The organism is Aeromonas sp. QDB39 (assembly GCF_027707585.1).
In the GTDB taxonomy this organism is placed as follows: Bacteria; Pseudomonadota; Gammaproteobacteria; order Enterobacterales; family Aeromonadaceae; genus Aeromonas; species Aeromonas hydrophila.
In genome coordinates, this window is the sequence record NZ_JAPCIV010000010.1 from 72,224 (window position 1) to 94,799 (window position 22,576).

23 protein-coding genes are annotated in these 22,576 nt (G+C 60.8%); 7 read left to right on the forward strand and 16 right to left on the reverse strand.

Annotation, left to right across the window (positions count from 1 at the left end; genetic code table 11):
* Positions 1-26 precede the first annotated feature (26 nt).
* The 10 genes from PG899_RS07640 to PG899_RS07685 all read right to left on the reverse strand — a co-directional run bounded on the left by PG899_RS07640 (position 27) and on the right by PG899_RS07685 (position 8,234).
* The gene (locus PG899_RS07640; protein WP_044799541.1) at positions 27-1,934 is read right to left on the reverse strand and encodes a PTS fructose transporter subunit IIABC; all 1,908 of its coding nucleotides are present in this window, start codon (positions 1,932-1,934) and stop codon (positions 27-29) included.
* Positions 1,935-2,567: 633 nt separating this feature from the next.
* Positions 2,568-3,083: an AAA family ATPase gene (locus tag PG899_RS07645; RefSeq protein WP_077097141.1), complete on the reverse strand. Its 516-nt coding sequence runs from the start codon at positions 3,081-3,083 to the stop codon at positions 2,568-2,570.
* Positions 3,084-3,104: 21 nt separating this feature from the next.
* The gene (locus tag PG899_RS07650) at positions 3,105-3,656 is read right to left on the reverse strand and encodes a GNAT family N-acetyltransferase (RefSeq protein ID WP_016350083.1); all 552 of its coding nucleotides are present in this window, start codon (positions 3,654-3,656) and stop codon (positions 3,105-3,107) included.
* Between the two features lie 130 nt (positions 3,657-3,786).
* A complete protein-coding gene (locus tag PG899_RS07655; RefSeq protein ID WP_077097138.1) occupies positions 3,787-4,245 on the reverse strand; it encodes a GNAT family N-acetyltransferase in 459 nt (152 codons plus the stop codon).
* 135 nt (positions 4,246-4,380) lie between these two features.
* A complete protein-coding gene (locus PG899_RS07660; RefSeq protein ID WP_077097135.1) occupies positions 4,381-4,830 on the reverse strand; it encodes a GNAT family N-acetyltransferase in 450 nt (149 codons plus the stop codon).
* A gap of 55 nt (positions 4,831-4,885) precedes the next feature.
* Entirely contained in the window at positions 4,886-5,149 is a 264-nt protein-coding gene (locus tag PG899_RS07665; protein WP_043159861.1) for a hypothetical protein, read from the reverse strand.
* Positions 5,150-5,314: 165 nt separating this feature from the next.
* A complete protein-coding gene (locus tag PG899_RS07670; protein ID WP_232105241.1) occupies positions 5,315-5,638 on the reverse strand; it encodes a BRCT domain-containing protein in 324 nt (107 codons plus the stop codon).
* 18 nt (positions 5,639-5,656) lie between these two features.
* A complete protein-coding gene (locus PG899_RS07675; protein WP_232105240.1) occupies positions 5,657-6,226 on the reverse strand; it encodes a hypothetical protein in 570 nt (189 codons plus the stop codon).
* A gap of 200 nt (positions 6,227-6,426) precedes the next feature.
* A complete protein-coding gene (locus PG899_RS07680) occupies positions 6,427-7,632 on the reverse strand; it encodes a hypothetical protein (protein ID WP_077097133.1) in 1,206 nt (401 codons plus the stop codon).
* 182 nt (positions 7,633-7,814) lie between these two features.
* The gene (locus PG899_RS07685) at positions 7,815-8,234 is read right to left on the reverse strand and encodes a MerR family transcriptional regulator (RefSeq protein WP_077097132.1); all 420 of its coding nucleotides are present in this window, start codon (positions 8,232-8,234) and stop codon (positions 7,815-7,817) included.
* Positions 8,235-8,457: 223 nt separating this feature from the next.
* Between PG899_RS07685 and PG899_RS07690 the strand changes: the two genes are divergently transcribed.
* A complete protein-coding gene (locus tag PG899_RS07690; RefSeq protein ID WP_232105239.1) occupies positions 8,458-9,087 on the forward strand; it encodes an oxidoreductase in 630 nt (209 codons plus the stop codon).
* On the forward strand, positions 9,053-9,700 hold the full coding sequence (locus PG899_RS07695) for a hypothetical protein (protein WP_232105238.1): 648 nt from the start codon (positions 9,053-9,055) through the stop codon (positions 9,698-9,700). The genes PG899_RS07690 and PG899_RS07695 overlap by 35 nt, the downstream gene beginning before the upstream one ends.
* Before the next feature lie 25 nt (positions 9,701-9,725).
* Here PG899_RS07695 and PG899_RS07700 read toward each other — a convergent pair whose 3' ends face one another.
* Complete coding sequence (locus PG899_RS07700; RefSeq protein WP_077097128.1) at positions 9,726-10,763, reverse strand: Mal regulon transcriptional regulator MalI; 1,038 nt, start codon at positions 10,761-10,763, stop codon at positions 9,726-9,728.
* 275 nt (positions 10,764-11,038) lie between these two features.
* Between PG899_RS07700 and malX the strand changes: the two genes are divergently transcribed.
* Together malX and PG899_RS07710 are read left to right on the forward strand one after the other, a co-directional pair.
* Complete coding sequence (malX, locus tag PG899_RS07705; RefSeq protein ID WP_077097126.1) at positions 11,039-12,625, forward strand: maltose/glucose-specific PTS transporter subunit IIBC; 1,587 nt, start codon at positions 11,039-11,041, stop codon at positions 12,623-12,625.
* 74 nt (positions 12,626-12,699) lie between these two features.
* Positions 12,700-13,902, forward strand: a complete 1,203-nt coding sequence (locus PG899_RS07710; protein WP_077097124.1) for a MalY/PatB family protein — start codon at positions 12,700-12,702, stop codon at positions 13,900-13,902.
* Positions 13,903-13,926: 24 nt separating this feature from the next.
* Here the strand turns inward: PG899_RS07710 and PG899_RS07715 are convergent, their stop codons facing one another.
* The 3 genes from PG899_RS07715 to PG899_RS07725 form a co-directional block, all read right to left on the reverse strand.
* Positions 13,927-14,715, reverse strand: coding sequence for a hypothetical protein (locus PG899_RS07715; RefSeq protein ID WP_077097122.1), 789 nt, complete (start codon positions 14,713-14,715; stop codon positions 13,927-13,929).
* A gap of 91 nt (positions 14,716-14,806) precedes the next feature.
* Positions 14,807-15,094 (reverse strand): hypothetical protein, encoded by a 288-nt coding sequence (locus PG899_RS07720; RefSeq protein WP_017409991.1) that lies wholly within the window; start codon positions 15,092-15,094, stop codon positions 14,807-14,809.
* 195 nt (positions 15,095-15,289) lie between these two features.
* Entirely contained in the window at positions 15,290-17,176 is a 1,887-nt protein-coding gene (locus tag PG899_RS07725; protein ID WP_077097120.1) for a PTS fructose transporter subunit EIIC, read from the reverse strand.
* A gap of 735 nt (positions 17,177-17,911) precedes the next feature.
* Here PG899_RS07725 and PG899_RS07730 point away from each other — a divergent pair.
* Entirely contained in the window at positions 17,912-18,061 is a 150-nt protein-coding gene (locus PG899_RS07730; RefSeq protein ID WP_011705333.1) for a hypothetical protein, read from the forward strand.
* A 74-nt stretch (positions 18,062-18,135) separates the two neighbouring features.
* Here PG899_RS07730 and PG899_RS07735 read toward each other — a convergent pair whose 3' ends face one another.
* Positions 18,136-18,642, reverse strand: a complete 507-nt coding sequence (locus tag PG899_RS07735) for a hypothetical protein (RefSeq protein ID WP_179101474.1) — start codon at positions 18,640-18,642, stop codon at positions 18,136-18,138.
* A gap of 239 nt (positions 18,643-18,881) precedes the next feature.
* Positions 18,882-20,081, reverse strand: a complete 1,200-nt coding sequence (gene manA, locus PG899_RS07740; protein ID WP_077097116.1) for a mannose-6-phosphate isomerase, class I — start codon at positions 20,079-20,081, stop codon at positions 18,882-18,884.
* Between the two features lie 129 nt (positions 20,082-20,210).
* On the opposite strand from manA, the gene PG899_RS07745 reads away from it, so the two are divergent.
* Together PG899_RS07745 and icd are read left to right on the forward strand one after the other, a co-directional pair.
* Positions 20,211-21,074, forward strand: coding sequence for a helix-turn-helix transcriptional regulator (locus PG899_RS07745; protein ID WP_270697301.1), 864 nt, complete (start codon positions 20,211-20,213; stop codon positions 21,072-21,074).
* A 202-nt stretch (positions 21,075-21,276) separates the two neighbouring features.
* A complete protein-coding gene (gene icd, locus PG899_RS07750) occupies positions 21,277-22,530 on the forward strand; it encodes an NADP-dependent isocitrate dehydrogenase (RefSeq protein WP_017786499.1) in 1,254 nt (417 codons plus the stop codon).
* Positions 22,531-22,576 lie beyond the last annotated feature (46 nt).

Here is a 22,576-nt window from a genome sequence, read left to right on the forward strand (position 1 = left end):
AGCAGGGAGGCTTGGTTGGACGGGGATCAGGCGGCCTTGGCCAGGGTCACCTCGTCACTCTTCTTGACCCGCAGTTTTTTCAGGGCAACCGCGACCACGCCGGTGACGATGGCGCCGCAGATCATGCAGAGCAGGGCCAGCAGCGGCTTGTTGACGGCGCCGAGCAGGGCCACGATGGGACCACCGTGGGCGACGCTGTTGGTGATGCCGAACAGGAAGGCCATCACGGCAGCGGTCATGCTGCCCAGCACGTTGGCCGGGATGACGGCGAGCGGATCACGGGCGGCGAATGGAATCGCACCTTCGGAGATCCCCACCAGGCCCATGGCACCGGCAGCCTTGCCCGCTTCAATCTCGGTGGCGTCGAAGATGCCGAGCTTGCGACCCAGTACGGTGGCCAGCGACATGCCAAGGGGCGCGGCCGGGATGGCGCAGGCCATGGCACCCATGAACTGGGTCTGGCCGGAGGCGATCATGCCCACCGAGAACAGGAAGGCCACCTTGTTGACCGGGCCACCCATGTCAAAGCCGGCCATGCCGCCCAGCACGATCCCCAGCAGCACCAGACTGCCACCGCTCATGGAGAGCAGCATGGCGTTCAGACCCGTCATCATGTCGGCAATGGGGGCGCCGATGATGAAGATGAATACCGCTGCGATAAAGAGGGAACCGACGATGGGGGCGATCAGGATCGGCACCAGCGGCTGCACCATCTTGTGGTAGTGGCGGGTGGCAATCCAGCGCACCAGATAACCGACCAACAGGCCCGCGATGATGGCACCGATAAAGCCGGTACCGGCGTCGGCGCCGTAGAAGCTGCCGTTGTTGGCGATCCAGCCGCCGATAAAGCCTGGTGCCAGTGCCGGACGATCACCGATGGCGTAGGCGATGTAGCCCGCCAGAATGGGGATCATCAGGGTGAAGGCGGCGACCCCCACGTTGAGGATCTGGTTCCACATGCTCCCTGCCGGGATCTGCATGCCGCTCGGGGTCGGATCGCCGCCGATGGCCAGTGCCAGGGCGATCAGCAGACCCCCCGTCACCACAAACGGGATCATGTGGGAGACGCCGTTCATCAGATAACGGTAGAGATCCGAGCTGCCGCCTGAGCTCTTCTCCTCGCTCTTGCGCTCATCCTTGTCCGCCACATAGGCGGGGGCCTTCAGCGCCTGCTCAATCAGCCCCTTGCCATCCTTGATGGGGGCCTTCACGCCTGTCTTGATGAGCGGCTTGCCGTTGAAGCGGGCCATGTCCACCTGCTTGTCGCAGGCCACCACGATGGCGCTGGCGCGGGCGATCTCGGCTGCAGTCGGGCTGTTCTTGACGCCGATGGAGCCGTTGGTCTCTACCTTCACCTCAAAGCCCAGCTCCTTGGCGGCGCGCTCCAGGGATTCCGCCGCCAGATAGGTGTGGGCGATGCCGGCCGGGCAGCCGGTGACGCCGATGATCAGCCCCTTGTCGGCGGCCGGGGTGGCCACTTGCGGCTCTTTCTTCTCGAGCAGCAGCGCCAGCGCATCGGTAGGCGTCTTGGCTGCCAGCAGGGCATCGATAAAGCCCTCTTCAATCAGCTTGGCGGAGAGCTCGGCCAGCACCTCGATATGGTGGTTGGCGCCGCCAGCCGGAGAGGCAATCATGAAAAACAGCCGGGAGGGCTTGCCATCCTCGGCGCCGTACTCGATACCGGCGCGGCTGATGCCGATGGCCACCGCCGGGGTGCTCACTGCCGCACTCTTGGCGTGGGGCAGGGCGACGCCCTCTTCAAAGCCGGTGTTGTCCAGCTCTTCCCGGGCCCACAGGTCCTTGATGAACTGTTGCTCGTCGCTGACCTTGCCTTGCGCCGCGAGCAGGCGGGTCATCTCGGTGAAGACCTCCTCCTTGCGCGTGGCCTTTAAATCGAGCGCGATCAGCTGCTCGTTGATAAGGGTGGTGATCATGGCGTTCTCCCTGCTCCTGGCCGGAGCCTGTTGGCATCTTTTCCTGGGCTATCGCCCAGGAGATGCAGACAAAAGTGACCCCACTATTATCCCGCCCGCTGAGCTGCGCACCTATCGGACAAAACTGCGAAATACTGGATTTTTGTGCGCTATCGCCTCGAGTGTGACCCCGATCGCACAGCAGACCAGCTGATAAAATGGGTCTGGATTGAATCGATAAGTTATTTTTTATTTTTTAAAATCAGCGCCTTGGTGCTGATTCTTTCAACATGTTTTTATGATGGAGAGTGATGTTATCCGGCCTAGAATCAGTGAGGAGCTGTAAATTTGTGAGGTGAAAAGAGCGGGCGGGGTGTGAGCTGGTGCACATAAATGGCGGTGACGGGGCGCTTGGTAAGGGGAGACAGGCGAGGGGAAAGGTGGAGAAATGGGTTGAGCCATTGGTGCCAGACAGCCCACCACAACGCGCGAGTGAAAGCACAGGCATTGGCCCCGTAGGGTGCAATGAACGAAGTGAATTGCACCGCTTGTTTGGGCAGGGAGGGGAGGCAAGAGAGGGGATGGCCGAAAAGAGAGAGGTGATAACGCGAACGTCCGAATACGCTCCGCTATTCGAACCTACGGGCTACCCCGTTAGCTATGAGTGGTCAGTTGAGTGAGATTGCTATTTACCTCTGCCCGAGTCGTGAAACGGTGCTTGGCGTTTGGGAATCGATCAAACAGCTCGCGATGGGATTGGCAGGAGCTTTTGCTGGCTCGCTGCCCATATTCCGATGCCCATACCAGCAGTTGTTGAAAGCTCTCTTCGGCTGCCACTGCATCCCGTTGCCTGGCACTTTGTGATCCGCGTGATAGTAGTGAATCACGGCATACAGACCAGTCGAGATCCAGAAATAGCAGGGTATCGGCGGCATCAAGCAGTTGCTCGGCCAGGGCGCCAAATACCCCTTCGACCACCCATGAGGGCTCTTGAGCAAGTGTCTGAATGGCATGGTCAATCTTATGCTGGGGCCGTTTTTGGTTAAAGCCGCCCGGCTGCCAGACAATGGTGTCGAGATTGACCTCCCGGATAGTCAATCCCTCAGCCAATCGAGCCGCCAACCAGCTCTTGCCCGATCCCGAGTTGCCAATAATCAGAATTCGTTGCATCTATGAGCGCTCTTTATATGCCTAATTGGCTGGTGACGAACTTTGTTGCCACTCGCGCTGGAGGATGGCCAACACCACGGTATCCCACCACTGATCTTTGAAGAAACGGTGTTCGCGAAAATATCCCTCTTGCCTCATGCCCAACGTTTTGCATAACCGTATCGCAGCGCGATTCCGGCTGATGGTTTCTGCATAGACCCGGTGTACCGCCAAGGTCCGGAAACCAAAATCCAGCAAGGCATGCGCTGCTTCATTGATTAAGCCATGACCCTGATACTCCCGGGACATGCCGCAGCCCATTGATGCCTGATTATTTGCTTCAAGACGCAGGCAGACCGTGCCAATAAATTTCCCGGTTGCCTTGTACTCGATGGCCAATTGATAGGCGGTGCGAGGGTGTTCATTTGCCTGCTCGATAAACAGCTTGGTGAGCTGCCGATATTTATCCGGGTCGCAATCTGATTCGCTGTAAAACCGCTGATACTTGCTCTCTTGCGAGATAGCGACAAATGCCGCCTCATCAGTTGGCTGCATATCGCGCAGTATAAGATGTGTTGTTTCAAGCTTGAACATAACGTCCTTGTTAATCGCAGAGGTGCGTATCAAGTACCGTATGGTGCAATGAACGAAGTGAATTGCACCGCTTGTTTGGTCACAGAATGTGTGGAGGCTGGAAGGTAGAGGTGATGACGCTGGGAGCGGATTAAAAGTAGGTTGGCGGTTCGTCGACATAGCGTGGCCGCCTATGAGAGAAATACATGCAATCACCCCCCGGAATGCGCCTATACCCCAGCCTCTCGTAGAAGTGATGGTCGATATCTGCATGGAGGAAGGTGGCGACGGCATCGGGACTATCCAGCAGCATGCCTGTCACACCACGCAGCAGATGGGCACCAAATCCTTGCCCCCTCATCGCAGGTGTCGTTGCCAGTGAACCTATGCCAAAACAGCCCTGGCCAAGGCCAAACCGGTCCCGATAGACGATAAGGGAAGAGACAGGCTGATTGTCCACAATCAGGACATACCACACACCGGAGCGGTATTTTTGACTGGCGTGGCAGTTCGCCAGATATTCAGTCGGTGACAGTCCTTCGCCCCAAGCATCAAAGCCCATCCAGAAGATGGCATTCAGTTCATCTGGGCTGGCTTTTCTTGTCTGCATCCTGCATTCATCCCTTTACCAGTGTCATGGCGATCGATATGGCTCTCGTTGCTTTCGATGAGATGTGGCGACGCTAAATTGATCCCCCCACCATTTATCCCCAGGGCGCTACAGGCTGCTGAGGGTAGGGATAGCCTAGCCCAGTTCAAGGTAGAGCCGCAGCATGTCCTTGTGCTGGATGCCGTGTTCCATCAGGGGCTCCGGATAGTGGATAAGGAAGTGATCCTTAATGACGGCATCGACGCGAAAGCCGTGGCGCTGGTAATAGGTGAGCTGGTGGCCGAAGCTGCCGGTACCGAGCTCGACGCGGTGTACCCCTTTCCCGGCCAGGCTGGTCAACACGAAGCGCAGCAGGCGGGATCCGATGCCTTGCTGCTGGTGGTTGGGGGCAACGACGATATTGAAGAGCTCGGCCGTTTGCTCCCCCACCAGACCCGCCACGCAGGCGCCCACTACCTCGTTGCCCGCCAGGGCGGCAAAGCCCCAGGCGCCGGGCAGATAGGCGGCAATGCGCTGCTCTGCGGGATCGGCCTCCAGCAGCAGCGCCAGCGGCAGTTGACCGGGGGCCATCTCGACAAACTTCATCTTTATTTCTCTTTTATCCCGCTCTGACGGTCCGTAGTGCACCGTCCTCTGGGCCTCAATACTCCAGAAACTTCTCGCCGCAGCGCTCGCAGATCAGGTGCTTTACATGGGTAGCCTGATAGGCGAGGGTCTGGCCGAATACCGCGTTGGTCAGGCTGCTGGAGCGAAAGGCTTGCCAGAAGGCTTTGCGCGGATCCTTGGGCATGATGTCCTGAGTGTGATCGCGGGCGACCAGCACCACGATATGGCGGGTGCGCTCCCGGCATTTGTCACAGCGATGGATTTCACTCGGTGGATTCTGGTCGTGCGGGTTGCTCATAAAGGGGCTCGTGAAGAGAGTGGGTGCCCATCATATTCCTCTCCACTTGGCTCTCAATCTCTCCTTGCCAACGCAGTGAGCAGGCTCACGTTTTGGCATGCTGTGGGCTAGCAGAAGGAATGAATTATCAAGGCGCGGGCGTGAGCCCTCGCCGTGATGTAAGGTTCAAGTCGACTCGTGCAGAGTGTTGGCATGGGCAAGCCAAGCCTCCTCGGTGACAATCTGCAGCGCATGTCCCTTCTCCTGCAGCAGCATGGCCTTTTCGATTTTTCTGCCATATGAGGAGAAACGCCAATCCCGTGAACTGAGCTCACCGATGATGAGGTAATCAAGTTTTTGTGTGACAGCGTCTTGGGGAGTTGCACCCAATAGCAGGGCTGTTTCCTCGCACTGCCGGCGTGTACCGGAAAGAAACATACCGGTAAAACAGACACTGCAACCATGCAAGGTATCGATCTCGGTATCGCTGATGGCCAGCTTGGTCGCCATACCCGTGACAACCCCTTGCTAGAAAGGATTGCCGACAAACAGCAGCAATTGTTGCTGCAACTCTTCCCTCTCTTCTTCAGTGATAACGCCATCCTGAAGGATCCGCTCCACGGTCTGATAAAGCTGCTTACCGGGATAGTGGGCTCGTAGCATGCTGTTTTGTTTCATCCACCAGTTCAGGTAGTGGATCTCATCATCAGAAAGCGTTTGGTCTCCCATCAAGCCCTGGCAGAGTCCCTCGAGTAACAACTTGTCTGACTCTTCTGAATAGAAGTCGACTCCGGGTAGATGGCGATAGGTTTCCATCAGGCGGGGAAGGGCGCTCATCAAGTGCAGCTTCTCTGCTTCACACAATTGCCCGTCTTGCAGGACGTCGGCCACCATCTCCCGCAGTTCACAAAAGATCCAGCCGTTGAGGCTGGCGCTCTCTTTGAGCCAGATGTCCAGATAGAGCATCTCCTGCTCATCGATGGCGCTGTCGGCCACGATACCATCCAAAATACCCATCAGATTGTTTAGCTGCTTGTCGCGGTTACGTGCCGCGTTGTAATTGGCCAATGGCTGGCCGTGACGATCCAATCCACTCATTGCATGATCCCTGGCTGGTTACGAAGAGAGGGGCATATGTTTTTGCCTGCGGTGACCCTGTGGCCACCTGCATTCCTCATGGCGCCATCATAGCTACGCGGGCTTCAATCAGACCAGAAGACTTATCTGCCATTAGTCACGCATGTGAGCTTTGTCGAGAATGCGGGGAGCTTGTCCCCGCATATGGTGAAGGCCGGCCCCTAGAAAATAATCCCGATCACCCGATCCAGCATCACCTCGAACGGGAACAGGGTGAACAGCAGCGGCACGAAGGGTATCAGGGTGGCCAGGATGAGCTGCATAAAAGTGTCCCGGCTAAAGGGCAGGGGGCGGATCTCCTTGACCACAGCGTAGGCATTGCCGAGATCGGCGAGGGACTGGATGTCGGCGGCTCCCAGCAGGGCTTCGCCATCCCGGTCTTGGCTGCGCAGCCAGCGACGCTCGAAATCGCGGGTGTATTCGGCCGCCAGGGCGCCGTATTCACGCATCCCCTGGCGTTTGGTGCGCATGATCTGACCTGCGAAAACGGTGAGCGGGGCGAGTACCAGCAACAGCCCCACGACCACCAGCAGGGCAATTTCCGGCTTGTAGGCGGTGAGCACGGCGCCATCGTGCAGGATGCGGTTGGCCACATAACCGGCCAGCTGGGCTCCGAAGGCGGTCAACAGTGGCGAGTAGGCATAGGCCGAGGCCCCGAGAAAGCCGAGGCCGGCATTGCGATCGGGATGGGTCGGGATCAGCGCGAGGGGCAGGCAGGAGAGCTGCCACAACAGCCGGCTCCAGATCAGGATGCGGTAGAGCCAGCGCAGCACCAGAAACTGGGTGATGGGGATGCTGATCCAGAAAAACCAGATGCCGGCGAAGGAGAGATGATCCTGACCGTCACTCTGGGTGACGTACCAGGTGGATGCATCGAGCACGAAGGTGTTGGTGCGGATGAAGTAGCCGCTGGAGAAGACAAACAGCAGCAGGGCGAGCTCGACGGCCACCGAGTTGCGCCATGCCATGGCGCTGCCTATGGCCTGATTAAAGCGTGGCAGCGAGGCGTCTGGCACCAGTTGGCGTTCAAGAAACTGGGCGATGATGCCCCGGATCCGCTGATGGACGATCAGCTCGGCAAAGACCAGCAGGGGCACGCAGATCAGAAAGCGGGCCTGGGACTCGATGTCCAGCAGGAATGGGACGGTGACCCCTTCAAGCAGGGTGCCTTCCCAGGCGCTGAGCAGCAGCAAGGGCAGCCAGCACAAGGCGCTCAGGGTGACGATGCGCAGCCTCAGGTGGGATGACACATTGCCGAGATGGGCGCGGCTCCACAGCTGATAGAGTGGGCCGCCCAGCACCAGAGAAAAGTTCTCCAGCGGCAGCGGGGAGGTGCTTTTGCCCCCGGTGGGTTGGTGTGATGACATGATGGCTCACCTTGCAGCAGAGACGGCGGGCGGGGCCGTGATCCTCCCTGCGCGGACGGCAAGCCGGGGCAGAGATGCCTGTGCGGGGTCTCGCCGGCCTCGCACTGTTAGGTATAGTGCCGGCGCCGCTGAAGGGGCAATGTGCCTTAAGCAAGGGGCTGCGCGAGAGGGGGCGGTTTGGCTCAGGATTGCTGCGGGGGCGTGATACCCATGCTGGCCAATACCCGGGCGGCGTTCTCCTCACATGGCATCTCGTCGGGTTTGGATTCCACCAGCCCGATCAGGGCCTGCAACTGCTGCTTGCTGTGGGCAAGTCTTGCCTCCAGCGCCTCGATGTCGCTCACCTTGGCCTTGAGCGCCGCCAGCAGCGGGGCATGTTGCCAGGTGCTGATATCCGCCGGCACCAGCTGCTTGATCTCGTCGAGGGAGAAGCCCGCCTGCTGCGCCAGGGCGATGATGGTCAGCAACTGCGCCGTCTCGGGCGGGTAGTCGCGATAGCCGTTGGCACCCCGCCGCACCTTGCTGAGCAGGCCTCTGGCTTCGTAGAAGCGGATGGCCGAGGCCGCCATGCCGGTCTGTCTGGCCAGTTCACCGATCTTCATCTTGTCTCCTGGGCTACGGGTTGGCGGCTCCGCCCACTGTCATGGACGAAGGGCGGGATCAAGGGGGATTCTAAGATTAAAGCCGACTTGAATGTCAACGGCCCTGAGCAAGGGGGGTCGGGTGGATAGCATTTCCCCTATCGCAACGGCATCCCGACAAAGGGGCTTGACCTTCAAGTCAGCTTCAAACTTATGGTGGGGCCCTCACTATGAGGAGATCGCCATGAACCCATTTACTCCCCTGACCCTGCCCAATGGCAGCCAGCTTATCAACCGTCTCGCCAAGGCAGCCATGGAAGAGAACATGGCCGACCGTGACCATGCCCCCTCAGAGGCGCTAATCCGCCTCTATCGTACCTGGGCAGAGGGTGGCGCCGGCCTCGTCATCACCGGCAATGTGATGGTGGACGGCCACGCCATGACGGGGCCGGGGGGCGTGGTACTCGACTCCGACGATCTCTCCCCGGCGCTGGCCGGGCGTTTCAGTGCCTGGGCCGAGGCGGCCAAGAGCGGGGGCGCCCAGATCTGGATGCAGATCAACCACCCCGGTCGCCAGATGCCCGCGGCGCTGGGGCAGCCCACCCTGGCCCCTTCCGCCGTACCCATGGCGCTCGGCCGTTTCTCGAGGCAGTTCTCTCCGCCCAGAGCCATGAGCGAGGCCGACATTGCCGAGGTGAAGGCGCGCTTCATCAACACGGCGCTGCTGGCACAGCGTGTCGGTTTTGACGGGGTGCAGATCCATGCCGCGCACGGCTATCTGCTGAGCCAGTTCCTCTCGCCACTCACCAACCAGCGCCGCGATCGTTGGGGCGGCAGCCTTGAGAATCGCGCGCTTGCTGCTGGAGATAGTTGAAGGGATCCGCCAGCAGGCGGGCAGCGGCTTCGCACTGTCGGTCAAGCTCAACTCCGCCGACTTTCAGCGTGGCGGCTTCAGCACCGAGGATGCAAAGGCGGTGGTGGAGATGCTCAACCCGCTCGAGGTGGATCTGGTGGAGCTCTCCGGCGGCAGTTACGAGGCGCCCGCCATGCACGGCCAGGCCCGCGATGGTCGGACTCTGGCGCGGGAGGCCTATTTTCTGGAGTTCGCTCGGGAGATCGTCTCTGTTGCCCATATGCCCGTGATGGTGACCGGGGGAATTCGCCGCTACCCGGTGGTGGAGCAGGTGCTTGGCAGCGGGGTGGCGGTCGCCGGCATGGCCACTGCGCTGGCAATCGCCCCGGATCTGCCCGCCAGATGGCACCGTGAGCAGGCGGCAAGTGCCGAGCTCCGGCCCATCCCCTGGCGCAACAAGGTGCTGGCCTCGGTAGGTTATATGGCGATGGTGAAATACCAGCTGCGGCGGCTGGGGCGCGGCCAGCCGAGCCGCCCCAAGATCGCACCCGCCTTGGCGCTGGCCTGCCAGCAGTGGCAGACCCTGCTTGGCAACGCCCGCTATCGACGCTGGATCAAGGCGCAGGAAAAGTGAAGAGGGGGCTTGCCACCCAGCGAACTCAGGCCGATGCCCGCTTTTGCAGGCTGGGGATGATGAGATGGCGGGTGGGGGCGAGCTCGGGTTGCTGCAATCGGTTCAGCAGGCGCAGGGCGGCCTGGCGGCCGATGTCGCGGGCCGGTGAGCTGAGGAAGGTGAGGGCGGGGAAGGTGAGTTCGGCCTCCGCCACGTCATCAAAACCGAGCAGGGCCACCTGCTGGCCGACGTAGTTGTCCTTCCCTACGCTGCGCCCGCTCGCCTCGACGCCGTAGATGGCGCCGAGGGCTACCTCCGGGTAGTGGCAGAGCACGGCGGTCACCTTGGGGTGCCGGTGCAACAGCTGGGCGATGGTGTCGGCGGCGCTGCGCTGGGTGCGCTCGCACTCCAGTACCCACTCAGGTTTGAAGGGCAGGCCGTATTGCAGCAGGCTGGCACAGTAGCCGCCAATGCGCTCGGCGCGGGTGAGGGAGTCGGCCCGCCCGCCGACGTAGGCGATATGGCGGTGGCCCTGCTCGATGAGATAGGTGGTGGCCTGCTGGGCGGCGTGGGTGTTGTCCGGGCCGATAAAGTCCACGTCGTCCCGATAGTAGGAACGGGCGGCGCACACCAGCGGCAGCGCCGAGCCGAGCAGGTTCTCCAGCGGCTTGGCGGCGGCGCCGCGCACCGGGTTGAAGATGATGCCCGCCACCCCCTGGCGCGACAGGGACTGGATGCTCTGCTGCAACCGCTCTGGGCTGTGGCCGCACTGGGTCAGGAACAACAGATAGCCCTGTTGCTCCAGCACCTCGCTCACCCCGGCGGTCACCTCGGTGTAGAAGGGGTCGGTGATGTCGCGCAGGATCAGCCCCACCAGGTTGGATTGCTGGCTGCGCAGGTTGGCGGCTGCGCTGTTGGGCACGTAGTCGAGCTCCCTGATCGCCTGCTGCACCCGCTCGGCGGTGGCCGGCGAGATGCGCCCCTTGCCGCGCAGCACCATGGAGACGGTGGTGACCGAGACCCCGGCCAGCCGGGCCACGTCGGTGATCTTGGGGTTGTTGGCGAGCAGCGGTTTGGGCGACATAGGCAGGCGGTAGCGATCAAGGCGAAGAGAGGAGGTGCACAGCATACCCGCTTGGGTTGCCGAGTGAAACGTTACATCCCGCGCCCATGGATCTGCCTCACAAATTTGAGGAACAGCGTCCAGCAGGGCGGTTGAACTGTGATCCTGTCGGCACTTGTGAGTTGATAAAACGTTTTATCATCCAGCAAAACCAGATACGGCTCGCCGTCGCCATCCGTCAGGGAGGCTACCGGGCAGGAGTATCGAATGACCCTCACCTCACAAGGATCTGACACATGGCCAAGTCCCCCGCCAAATCCACCATCTGGGAGTTCCTGCAGAGCCTCGGCAAGACCTTTATGCTGCCGGTCGCCCTGCTGGCCTTCTCGGGCATTCTGCTCGGTGTCGGCAGCTCGCTTACCAGCGATGCGGTCAAGCAGAGCATGCCCTTCCTCGACAATACCGTGCTGCAACTGCTGTTCCTCTGGATGACCAAGGTCGGGCTGGTGGCCTTTATCTACCTGCCGGTGATGTTCGCGGTGGCCATTCCGCTTGGGCTGGCACGCGAAGAGAAGGGGGTGGCGGCCTTTGCCGGTTTCGTCGGCTATGCGGCGCTCAATCTCTCCATCAACTTCTACCTCACGGTGGCCAACGTCATCGGTGACGCGGCAGCGGAGAAGGCCTACGGGGTGAAATCCATCCTCGGCATCAGCTCCATCGACACCGGCATTCTGGGGGCCATCATCGTCGGGGTGATCGTCGCCAAGTTGCACGCCCGTTTTTATACCTACCAGATGCCCGATGCGCTCGCCTTCTTCGGCGGCGCCCGCTTCGTGCCCATCATCACCGCCATCGTGCTGGGGGTGGTCGGTCTGGTGGTGCCCCTGGTCTGGCCCTGGTTTGCCGCCGGCATCAACGGCATCGGGACGCTCATCTCCCACGCCGGCCCCTTCGGCCCCTTCCTGTTCGGTACTGGTGAGCGGCTGCTGCTGCCGCTCGGTCTGCACCACATTCTGGTGGCGCTCATCCGCTTTACCGAGGCGGGCGGCACGTCGCTGGTGTGCGGCAACGAGGTGAGTGGCGCGCTCAATATCTTCTACGCCGAGCTCTCCTGCGCCGATACCGCCCAGTTCTCGGTGTCGGCCACCTCCTTCCTCTCCCAAGGCAAGATGCCGGCCTTCCTCGGCGGCCTGCCGGGAGCGGCGCTCGCCATGTATCACTGCGCCCGCCCGGAAAATCGCGGCAAGATCAAGGCGCTGCTGGTCTCCGGTGTAGTGGCCTGCGTCATCGGTGGCATCACAGAACCGCTGGAGTTCCTGTTCCTGTTCGTGGCGCCGGTACTCTACGTCATTCACGCTATCCTGACCGGGCTCGGCTTTATGACCATGGGGCTGCTCGGCGTCACCATCGGCAACACCGACGGCAACCTCATCGATTTTCTGGTGTTCGGCGTGCTGCAGGGCACCGCCACCAAGTGGTATCTGGTACCGGTGGCAGCCGCCATCTGGTTTGCCATCTACTACGGGGTGTTTCGCTTCGCCATCGTGCGCTTCAACCTCAAAACCCCTGGCCGTGAAAAAGAGAGCCGCGAGATTGAAGCCAGCGAGGCTGCCCAGCCCGCAGGCAAGAAGGCTGGCAACAGCGGCTACAACGGCGAGGTGATCCTCAACGCCTTGGGCGGCGCCGATAACATCCTGGCGCTCGATAACTGCATCACCCGCCTGCGGATGTCGGTGCAGGACATGAGCCGGGTCGATGACAAGGTATTGAAGGCGAATGGCGCCATCGGGGTGATCAAGCTCGACGAGCACAACCTGCAGGTGGTGATCGGGCCCCAGGTCCATCTGGTGAAAAACCAGCTGCAGAGCCTGATGGGGGTCTGATCCGGCCCTCTGCTACCCTACCTCGGGGGGCGCCATGCCCCCTTGTTCATTGCTGTTTTACTGGTGAGAAAGAGATGGCCAATACCGACTCCTTTGATTTTGATCGCGTCGTCGATCGCCACGGCACCTACTGCACCCAGTGGGACTATGTGGCCGACCGCTTCGGCCACGCCGACCTGCTACCCTTTACCATCTCCGACATGGATTTCGAGACTGCCCCCTGCATTCGCGCGGCCCTGGCCAAGCGCCTTGAGCACGGGGTCTTTGGCTACAGCCGCTGGAATCACGACGACTTCAAGGGGGCGGTGAGCGACTGGTTCGCCAGCCGTTACGGGGCGCAGCTCGACCCTGACACCCTGGTCTACGGCCCTTCGGTCATCTACATCATCGTCCAGCTGGTGAGCCTCTGGTCTGCTCCCGGCGAAGGCGTGCTGGTACATACCCCCGCCTACGACGCCTTCGGCAATATGCTGGCCGCCAACGACAGGGTGCTGCTGCCTTGCCCGCTCAAAAAAACAGAGGGGAGTTACCAGATCGACTGGCAATGTTTCGAGCAGCAAGCGGCCCGCTCCGATTGCCGGATTTTGCTGCTCTGCAGCCCCCACAACCCCACCGGCCGGGTCTGGACGCGTGATGAACTAGGTCGGATGGCCGACATTTGCCAGCGTCACGGGGTCAAGGTCATCTCGGACGACATCCATATGGATGTGAGCTTTGCCCGCTACCTGCCGTGGAGTGAGGTGGCGCTGGACGATCACTGGGCGCTGGTGAGCTCGGGCTCCAAATCCTTCAATATTCCGGCCCTTGGCGGTGCCTACGCCTTTATTGCCAACGCCGGGGCGCGGGCCGCCTATCTGCAGCGGCTCAAGGCGGCCCATGGCCTCTCATCGCCGCCCATTCTCGGGGTGCTGGCCCATATCAGCGCCTATCGGGATGGCGCTGTCTGGCTCGATGCCCTTAAACGCTATCTGCACGGCAACCTCACCCAGGTGGCGGCGCGGCTCAACGCTGCTTTTCCCGCCATCGACTATCGGGTGCCCGAGGGGACCTATCTCGCCTGGATTGATCTGCGCGGCCTTGGCATCGACTCCACCGAGCGGATGGATGCGCTGCAAACCTTGCTGGTGGAGAAATACCGAGTCGCCATCATGCGCGGCGACACCTATGGCCCTGAAGGTAAAGGCTATCTTCGCCTCAACGTCGGTTGCCCGCGATCGAAAGTAGATAAAGGCCTCGACGCCCTGATAAGCGGACTGCAAGAGCTGCTGGCCAGATAGAACGCCGCCTTCGGGCGGCGGTTGCTATGTCGAGGCGGCCTTGTCAGGCCGATAGCGGGTCTCTTCTATCTGATCGAAGCGCAGGATCAGGGTATCACCCCCCTTGAGGCGATAAGCGCAGTGGGAAGCGTTGCAGGCGATGCGAATATGGGGCTCATCCCCCAGCAGAGGAGACTGACTATGGGCCTCAGTCTGCGGCCATTTGTCTTGTTCTAACTGGTCTATCTGTTTTTGGGCAAGTTCTTCGCCCATGGGTTTGAGATGTTCAGAGGCAATGATGACCAGCAAGGGAGGGACGATGAAAATAGCGAGTTTGAAAATAGAACTCTGCAACCAGATCATGATGTTGAAGGTTAAGGGGGCCGGGTAGTTATTGGCGATTTTTCCTCCCTTTAGTACCAGAGGGGTTAGGACAAAGAAACGGATCACCCACCAAGAGAGAGTCAGACGCCACCTCATAGTAAACAACATGGCAAAGAGAGTAAGAAAAAGCGTTCCTAGCGCAGCGATTACTGGGACTACGTAGGGTAAAAGCAGCTGGATAAGCAGATAGAAACCGGTAAAAAGTGTGTTGTCGGCGGGTGGAGAAAACTCCGTTGAGTCCAGTCTGAATTGCCCCAGGTAACCTTGGTAATAGCGCATTCCCACAAAGTACACAGTCGCCGTCATTAAGGGGATCAGAGCGCATAGAATACCGACGAATCCCAGTATGCCTCCTTTCTCTTCTTCCTCATTTTTTGCTGCCCGCAGTTCTTGCAAATGTTTTTTAAGCCAACGTCTGCGCAGGGTGTTCAGATCCAGATCTGGTGTCATCAAATCCCTTCGTGCTGTTTGGGTCTGGTAGTGATGAAGGTTAAGCCGTCAAGGAGGAGGCGTACAGTAATGGCATGGCGGCGGCATTCTGTCAGAGAATGGCGCGGCTGCGAAACAGCACCTTGCCGCAGGCCAGGCAGGTGTGGCGCAAACGGTAATCGCCGGCGCCGGTCAGCGGGCTGAACAGCACCTTGTGCGAACCGCAGGCACAGCAACTGGCGTTTTCGCTATCGTCGGTGGCGCATTCGGGATGGCGGGCGAGGTACTCGGGCAGGGTGGGCAGTTTGTCCCAGTCGGGTTGGGTCACCGCGCGATTCTTGAGAATGATGCCGGCGGTCACCAGACCCGCCAGGGTGAGCAGTACGTCCGTCAATTCCATGTTTTGCAAGGCTCCGTCCAGGTGCGGTCGCCAAGCCGGCGAAGGCACAATATGACTCCTATCTTATCGATCCTGAGGGTGAAGTCGCTATCCCCGTTCGGGCGCCAGATGAAGAAGGACTGCTGTTATCTGATACCGGGATAAAAAGAAGGGGCCCTTGGCCCCTTCTGTCGTAGGTATTCTCAAGTGCCGTTGTCAGGCCACCTGGCGCCCCGGCTGGGTGCGGGCCAGCAGCCCTTCCGGGTTGTGGATGGCCTCCCGGGTCTTGACGTCGATGACCTCGATATGGGCGAAGCGCTCCTTGTTCTTTATGGCCACATCGTGGGCAAAGATCACGCAGCGGGCGTTGGCCACGTCCTTGGCGCTGATGCGATTGATGATGCCGTTGGCGCCCTGGGTTTCCACTTTCAGCTTGATGCCAGCCTTGGCGGCCGCTTTTTGCAGGCTCTTGGCGGCCAGGAAGGTGTGGGCCACGCCGGAGGGGCAGGCGGTGATGGCCAGCACCTCGGCTTCCCCTTCCGCCTCGATGATCTGGTATTCCTCCTGGCGCTCGTTGCTCTCTTCGGTGTCGCTGACCGGCTTTTTCAGCAGGTTGACGATAAGGGCCGTGGTCAGGGCGCCGAGCAGGGTGCCGAGGATATAGCCCATCTTGCCCTCCACCACCGGCAGCACGATCCAGCCGCCCCAGGGGGCGTGGTTGATGCTGTGCATCATGAAGCCGGTGATGTTGCCGACGATGCCGCCAGCGACGATGGCCGGGATGACCCGCACCGGGTCGGCGGCGGCAAACGGAATGGCCCCCTCGCTGATGCCGATCATGCCCATGATGGCGGCTGCCTTGCCCGCTTCACGCTCCTCTTTCTTGTAGCGACGCGGTGAGAGCAGGGTCGCCAGCGCCATGCCGAGCGGCGGCACGCAGATGGCGATGCCGACCCCGCCCATCAGCCAGGGTTGGGTGTTGACCTGGGTCTGGGCGAACAGGGTGGCCACCTTGTTGATGGGGCCGCCCATGTCAAAGGCGGTCATGCCACCGAGGATGGCCCCCAGCATCACCTTGCCCGAGCCCGCCATGCCGGAGAGCCAGTGGTTCATCCCTTCCATCATGGCGGCGATGGGGGCGCCGATCACCCACATCACGATGCCGCACACCAGGAAGGTGCCGATGAGCGGATAGATGAAGATGGAGCCGAGCGAACTCATGGAGTCCGGCAGCTTGATGCGTTTGAGCTGGTTGACGATGAGGCCGGCGATAAAGCCCACCAGGATGGCGCCGAGAAAACCGGTGTGAAACTGCTGCACTGCAATCCAGGAGCCGATCATGCCGGGGGCCAGGCCCGGTTTGTCTGCCATGGAGTAGGCGATGTAGCCGCCCAGCACGGCGGTAAACAGGGTGAGCCCGGCGATGCCCATGTCGGCCATGTCCTTGAGCACGCCCTCCTCGGGCACGGCGCCCTTGCCGCTGATCATCACCGACAGCGACAGCAAGACGCCCCCCGCGACGATGAAGGGGATCATGTGGGAGGTGCCAAACAGCAAGTGCTGTTTGAGGGTGTTGAGCTGGGCTTTGATGCCGCGCTCCTGCGGCTCCGCCGGCTGGGTGGGTTGCGGCTGAGGGGCGGCAGGGGCTGCGGACGGCCCTGCTGCGGCCAGCAAGGCGAGTACCTCGGCGCGGCTGGTGGCTGCCTGCATGCTGGCGATGAAACCGGGTTCCAGCAGTTTGGTGGATAGCTCGGCCAGCACCTCGATATGGTGGTTGGCGCCGCCCGCCGGGGAGGCAATCATGAAGAACAGCTTGGAGGGCTCGCCATCCTCTGCGCCGTAGTCGATGCCCTGGCGGCTGATGCCGACCACGATGGCGGGTTCTCGCACCGCCTCGCTCTTGGCGTGGGGCAGGGCGACCCCCTGCTCGAAACCGGTGTTGTCCAGCTCCTCCCGCGCCCAGAGGTCGCGGACAAACTGATCCTGACTGGCTATCTTGCCGCTGGCCTTGAGCCTGGCGGCCAGTTCGACAAACAGCGCCTGCTTGTCGCGGGCCGCAAGATCGAGGCAGATCAATCCTTCATCTATCAGGGTGGTGAGCATGGTTCTCTCCTGGCTGGTGCCGTCCGAATGGAAGTGGTCCTGTTGAAACTGTGGTGCAACGGGTTGACCTGCCTATTGTTTCTCCCAAGTGCCTCGGCCGAAATCGGACATATGTGCCCTTTACTGGATTTTTGTGCCGACGGTGCCTGCCTGTGACCCTGCTCGCATTTTGTCCTGCCTGAATGAACGATCTCATTTTTATAGAAATACATTTTAAAACAGAAGGTTATTTTTAATCCGAGTACGACTGATGACCAATAAGTGGTGAGCCTGAATGCTGTCGGCAGACGACGGGATGGAGATTTGTGCGCTCGAGCAGGCGAGAAAATTGTGAGCCGGTCGGCAAAAGTGGTGGCCTGGCTTTGGGGGATGCTCATGGTGGCGGGGTGGCAGGAAACGCAAGAATGAGGGGATGAAAAATCAGTGCATAATCGGCCGATTGAAAAGGGTGTGCAGATTTGTAGTGATGTGCATTTAACTATTTGATAATTAATGTTTTGTATTTTATTGGTCAGAGCGGAAAGAGGCGGTTTTGACCTCCTTTTGATGGCCTTCCGGGAGACGTTTAATCATTTTTTAGATTGCTTTTTGCATATCCAATCGTTTATTTAGTTGGACAGTTTTGGCAAACCGGAAGTCAAACCTGATGAACCGACAGGCCAACGCCCTTGATGCGGAGTGTGCCGTCAACCCGTTTTACTTGTCATGTTCACCCAGATGTAAGGAGACATCCCGATGGAAAAACTGGTCCAAGAGATCGACACCATGCGCGAAGAGTTCAAGCAACAGGAGCGCAAACAGGCCCACGACAAATGGCAGGCCAGGGTCGAAGAGCTGCAGCAGATCCGCGCTGAAGAACCTCAGCCGGAGGCAGTGGAGGAGTGACCCCGTGGCCAGCCCGGCGCTGAGGCGCGCGGCCCGGCAGAATGCAAAACCCCCGCCAGCACGGCGGGGGTTTTTTATTGCGGCTCGATGGCGTTGTGGCTCTGCCATTGGCGCAGGCGCTGCTTGAGCGAGCCGTCGCCGGGCGGAATGAAGTCATCCATCAGGTAGCAGCGATTGTCGCCGCTCTTTTGAAAATGAAGGCTGACCGTCTGCGGCTCTTTCTGGCTGTCGGAGAGGGCGAACAGATACTTCATCCTGACCGTTACTCCTTGCTCTTGTGCGTTGGCCAGGGTGAAGCTGACGGGTTCGCTTACCTCGCCATCCTGGGCATTGATCCAGGGGTCGGCATCGATGGCGCACACCTCGCCGTCGGCGTTGCAGGCGGCCTCGCTGCTCAGCACGGCGAAGAAGTCGGGGGTGAGCAGCGCCTTGAGCGGCGCCGGGTCGGCGTAATAGAAATCCTTGTGCTCGCTCCAGAACGCCTTGGCCAGCCTGAGCGCCACTTCCTTGTCACAGGCGGCATGCACCGGGCTGCCCAGCAGCGCCAGCAGTAAAACGGATAGTCCGCAGTAGCCTTTCATGATGTTCTTCCTGAACGGGGGCCGGGTGACCGTGGTGGCCTCGGCGAGGGTCAAGGCGCAGTGATAGCCAGACGGGCATGATAGCCAACCCGGCAGAGGACGACAGCAGGATCTGATGAATTTATGCCGCACATCAAGAAATTTGTCGGCAGAAGGCAGGGCGGCGTAGTGGCTGAGACCGTCAAAAAACAAGGGCCATCCTGGATGGCCCTTGTGGTCGTGGGTCGATTTGAATCGGCTTAGCAGCGGTTGCCGGCGCGGGCGACCCGGCCCTCGGCCAGCAGCTGGTAGCGGCCGGTGGCGGCCGGGATGAAGGCGGACTGCCCCTTCTCGAGGCGCAGGGTGTCGTCACCGCGCTTGAGGATCACGGCCTCGTCGATGGCAAACAGGATCTCGGCGCTGGTGGTGGTGAGCTGGTGCTCGCCCGCCGGATAGACGCTGAAGGTGAAGTCCGGTACCGGCACCTCGAAGTGCTGCACCGCCCCTTCCATGCGGGGGGCCAGCAGGATCTGGTCGTCCGGCTTGGGCAAGCAGCGGGTGCAGGCCAACAGCTCTGCCACGTCTATGTACTTGGGAGTGAGCCCGGCGCGCAGCACGTTGTCGGAGTTTGCCATGATCTCGAGGCCAGTGCCGCGCACATAGGCGTGCGGGGTGCAGGCGTCCAGATACATTGCCTGACCGGGCTGCAGGGTCACCACGTTGAGCAAGAGCGGCGAGAACAGCCCCACATCCCCCGGGTATTGGGCGGCCAGGCTGGTGACGAGGGCGAAGGTCTCTTCATCCTGATGGGCGGCGGCAAAGGCCAGCAGGCCCGCCAGTGCCTCCTCCTTGCGCGCTCCTTCCAGCACCAGCAGCTGGTGGAAGAAGTGCTGCAGACCCGCTTCGTTCTGGCTGGCGGCGAGGGCGGCGACCAGCTCGGCAAGGGCGGGCAGCTTGACCCGCTCGAACAGCGCCAGGATGGCCGGGATGGCGCGAAAGCCGTTCATCGCCTGATAGGGGGTGAGGGCAAACACCAGCTCGGGCTTGTGGTTGGGATCCTTGTAGTTGCGATTGGCGGCCGTTGGCGGGATGCCGGCGGCCTCTTCCTTGGCAAAGCCCGCTTCGGCCTGCGCCTTGCTCGGGTGCACCTGAATGGAGAGGGCCTTCTCGGCGCACAGCACCTTGAACAGGAACGGCAGGTTGCCAAAACGGGTCTGGGTGGCCTCGCCCAGCACGGCGGCGGGGGCGCTCTTTATCAGGGTCGAGAGCTTTTGTGCCTGTCCGGCCAGCACTACCTCGGAGCAGCCGTTGGGGTGGGCACCCATCCACAGTTCGGCCTGGGGCTTGCCCGCCGGATTGGGGATGCCGAACAGGGTGGTGAGGGCGTCATGGCTGCCCCAGTCGTAGCCTTGAATCGGATTTTGCATTGACAAAAAAGAGGGCAGATCGCGACTGCTCATAAGGGATGCCTCATTTGGTGTGCAGAAAATCGGGTGCAGAAAAGGGTGGCATTGCTGCCGTGGACCGGACTATAACATGGGCGGTCGCGGGCACCGCAACCGCTTGCCTCTCTCTTGATCAGGATCAGCATGTCTCTTGTCTTCAGCCAGTTGCTCGATGGCGCCCTCCACGAGCAGGCCCCCTTCGACCAGATCTGGTTCGCCCAGGATCAGGGGGTGCCGCCCGGTTTCAGCTATCAGGTCAACTTTCCCCGCCTCGAGCTGGTGTTCAGCGGCGAGTACCGCAACCAGATCTGGGACAGGGAGCAGGGCTGCCAGGAGATCTGCATCGCCCCGGGGCAGGCGCTCTACATCCCTCCCAACGGCTGGAACAAGCCGCTCTGGACCACCGACTGCTCGGTGCTGAGCCTGCTGTTCGGCAAGCGTCAGCTGGGCTTCAGTCTGGTGAGCAAGCGGCGGGAAGACCCCGATTTCTTTGACGTGCAAAAGCACAGCATCATGGCCCGGGCCGGCCATGTGAACGAACACATACTGGCGGCGCTCAACGTGCTGACCGAGGATCCCGCTCGCTCCCCCACCGACAATCACCTGCTGCAGGCGCTGCTCACCAGCGTGCGCCAGCTGCTGGCCGAGTCCACCTTCGAGCGGCCGCGGGGGGCTGAGCTGTTTCACGGGATCTGCATCTATAACCAGGAGAACTTTCACCGCCCCATCAGCCGGGATTCGATCGCCCATCGCTTCAACGTCTCGGTCAGCCACCTGTCGCATCTGTTTCGCGAGCAGGGGCACATGCGCCTGGCCGATTACATCAGCTGGGTGCGCATCGATCGGGCCAAGTTCATGCTCAAGAAATACCGCTTTCGCCTCGAAGAGGTGGCCAGCCGCTGTGGTTACAGCGATGTGAACTATTTTTGCCGGGTGTTCAAGCAGAAGACCGGGCTGACCCCCTCCCAGTACCGGGCACTCAGCCAGCCGCAGGGGCTGGCGGGATAAGCAGGGATGCTGCTGGAGCCTGTCCGAGTCAGGCTCCGGCGGGGCTGCTTCGGATCCGGAGCAGGCAGAAGGGACGCATTGTGATCCAGTGCGCGACTATGGGCTGACATGCGTGCTCGCCATTTGATTCTGCAAATGGATGGGCTTAAGATGGCCGCGCGCAACTTACAGATTGATAACAAACGGAAGTTAGGAGATGCCGATGGAAAGCAAAGTAGTTATCCCGACCCAGGGCCAGAAAATCACAGTCGATGCCAACGGCAAGCTGCAGGTTCCCAACCATCCGATCATTCCGTTTATCGAAGGGGATGGCATCGGTGTGGACGTGACCCCGGCCATGTTGAATGTGGTGAATGCCGCGGTCGAGAAAGCCTACAAAGGCGAGCGCAAGATCGCCTGGATGGAGATCTACACCGGCGAGAAGTCGACTCATGTCTATGGCGAAGGTGCCTGGCTGCCGGCCGAAACCCTGGATTTCATTCGTGAATACTGCGTGGCCATCAAGGGCCCGCTGACCACCCCGGTCGGCGGCGGTATTCGCTCCCTCAACGTGGCCCTGCGCCAGGAGCTGGATCTCTACATCTGCCTGCGTCCGGTTCGTTACTACGAGGGCACCCCGAGCCCGGTCAAGCGTCCTGATCTGACCGACATGGTGATCTTCCGCGAGAACGCCGAAGACATCTACGCCGGCATCGAGTGGAAAGCCGACAGCGACGAAGCCAAGAAGGTGATCGCCTTCCTGCAAAACGAGATGGGCGTGAAGAAGATTCGCTTCCCCGAGACCTGCGGCATCGGCATCAAGCCCATGTCCAAGGCCGGTACCGAGCGTCTGGTCCGTGCCGCCATCGAGTATGCCATCGACAACGATCGCGACTCCGTGACCCTGGTGCACAAGGGCAACATCATGAAGTTCACCGAAGGTGCCTTCAAGGATTGGGGCTATGCCCTGGCCCAGAAAGAGTACGATGCCCAGCTCATCGACGGCGGCCCCTGGTGCTCCTTCAAGAACCCGAAAACCGGCAAGACCATCGTGGTCAAGGACGTCATCGCCGACGCCTTCCTGCAACAGATCCTGCTGCGCCCGGCCGAGTATGACGTCATCGCCTGCATGAACTTGAACGGTGACTACATCTCCGACGCGCTGGCGGCCCAGGTGGGCGGCATCGGCATCGCACCGGGTGCCAACATCGGTGACGGCGTGGCCCTGTTCGAAGCGACCCACGGCACCGCGCCGAAATACGCCGGTCAGGACAAGGTCAACCCGGGTTCCCTCATCCTCTCCGCCGAGATGATGCTGCGCCACATGGGCTGGGTTGAGGCGGCCGACCTCATCATCAAGGGGATGGAAGCGGCGATCCGCAACAAGACCGTCACCTATGACTTCGAGCGTCTGATGGAAGGCGCCACCCTGCGCTCCTGCTCCCAGTTCGCCCAGGATATGGTCGACCAGATGTAATACGGGTCACTGAAATGCAAAACCGGCGCCATGAGCGCCGGTTTTT

What these genes read in the sequence shown, in the direction of transcription:
- PG899_RS07685 (WP_077097132.1), bottom strand. Translation starts at nt 8,234, where the DNA reads ATGAAGATCGGTGAACTGGCCAGACAGACCGGCATGGCGGCCTCGGCC.
- PG899_RS07655 (WP_077097138.1), bottom strand. Translation starts at nt 4,245, where the DNA reads ATGCAGACAAGAAAAGCCAGCCCAGATGAACTGAATGCCATCTTCTGG.
- PG899_RS07720 (WP_017409991.1), bottom strand. Translation starts at nt 15,094, where the DNA reads ATGGAATTGACGGACGTACTGCTCACCCTGGCGGGTCTGGTGACCGCC.
- icd (WP_017786499.1), top strand. Translation starts at nt 21,277, where the DNA reads ATGGAAAGCAAAGTAGTTATCCCGACCCAGGGCCAGAAAATCACAGTC.
- PG899_RS07670 (WP_232105241.1), bottom strand. Translation starts at nt 5,638, where the DNA reads ATGGCGACCAAGCTGGCCATCAGCGATACCGAGATCGATACCTTGCAT.
- PG899_RS07680 (WP_077097133.1), bottom strand. Translation starts at nt 7,632, where the DNA reads ATGTCATCACACCAACCCACCGGGGGCAAAAGCACCTCCCCGCTGCCG.
- PG899_RS07665 (WP_043159861.1), bottom strand. Translation starts at nt 5,149, where the DNA reads ATGAGCAACCCGCACGACCAGAATCCACCGAGTGAAATCCATCGCTGT.
- PG899_RS07690 (WP_232105239.1), top strand. Translation starts at nt 8,458, where the DNA reads ATGAACCCATTTACTCCCCTGACCCTGCCCAATGGCAGCCAGCTTATC.
- PG899_RS07710 (WP_077097124.1), top strand. Translation starts at nt 12,700, where the DNA reads ATGGCCAATACCGACTCCTTTGATTTTGATCGCGTCGTCGATCGCCAC.
- manA (WP_077097116.1), bottom strand. Translation starts at nt 20,081, where the DNA reads ATGAGCAGTCGCGATCTGCCCTCTTTTTTGTCAATGCAAAATCCGATT.
- PG899_RS07645 (WP_077097141.1), bottom strand. Translation starts at nt 3,083, where the DNA reads ATGCAACGAATTCTGATTATTGGCAACTCGGGATCGGGCAAGAGCTGG.
- PG899_RS07725 (WP_077097120.1), bottom strand. Translation starts at nt 17,176, where the DNA reads ATGCTCACCACCCTGATAGATGAAGGATTGATCTGCCTCGATCTTGCG.
- malX (WP_077097126.1), top strand. Translation starts at nt 11,039, where the DNA reads ATGGCCAAGTCCCCCGCCAAATCCACCATCTGGGAGTTCCTGCAGAGC.
- PG899_RS07640 (WP_044799541.1), bottom strand. Translation starts at nt 1,934, where the DNA reads ATGATCACCACCCTTATCAACGAGCAGCTGATCGCGCTCGATTTAAAG.
- PG899_RS07650 (WP_016350083.1), bottom strand. Translation starts at nt 3,656, where the DNA reads ATGTTCAAGCTTGAAACAACACATCTTATACTGCGCGATATGCAGCCA.
- PG899_RS07730 (WP_011705333.1), top strand. Translation starts at nt 17,912, where the DNA reads ATGGAAAAACTGGTCCAAGAGATCGACACCATGCGCGAAGAGTTCAAG.
- PG899_RS07745 (WP_270697301.1), top strand. Translation starts at nt 20,211, where the DNA reads ATGTCTCTTGTCTTCAGCCAGTTGCTCGATGGCGCCCTCCACGAGCAG.
- PG899_RS07715 (WP_077097122.1), bottom strand. Translation starts at nt 14,715, where the DNA reads ATGACACCAGATCTGGATCTGAACACCCTGCGCAGACGTTGGCTTAAA.
- PG899_RS07675 (WP_232105240.1), bottom strand. Translation starts at nt 6,226, where the DNA reads ATGAGTGGATTGGATCGTCACGGCCAGCCATTGGCCAATTACAACGCG.
- PG899_RS07660 (WP_077097135.1), bottom strand. Translation starts at nt 4,830, where the DNA reads ATGAAGTTTGTCGAGATGGCCCCCGGTCAACTGCCGCTGGCGCTGCTG.
- PG899_RS07700 (WP_077097128.1), bottom strand. Translation starts at nt 10,763, where the DNA reads ATGTCGCCCAAACCGCTGCTCGCCAACAACCCCAAGATCACCGACGTG.
- PG899_RS07735 (WP_179101474.1), bottom strand. Translation starts at nt 18,642, where the DNA reads ATGAAAGGCTACTGCGGACTATCCGTTTTACTGCTGGCGCTGCTGGGC.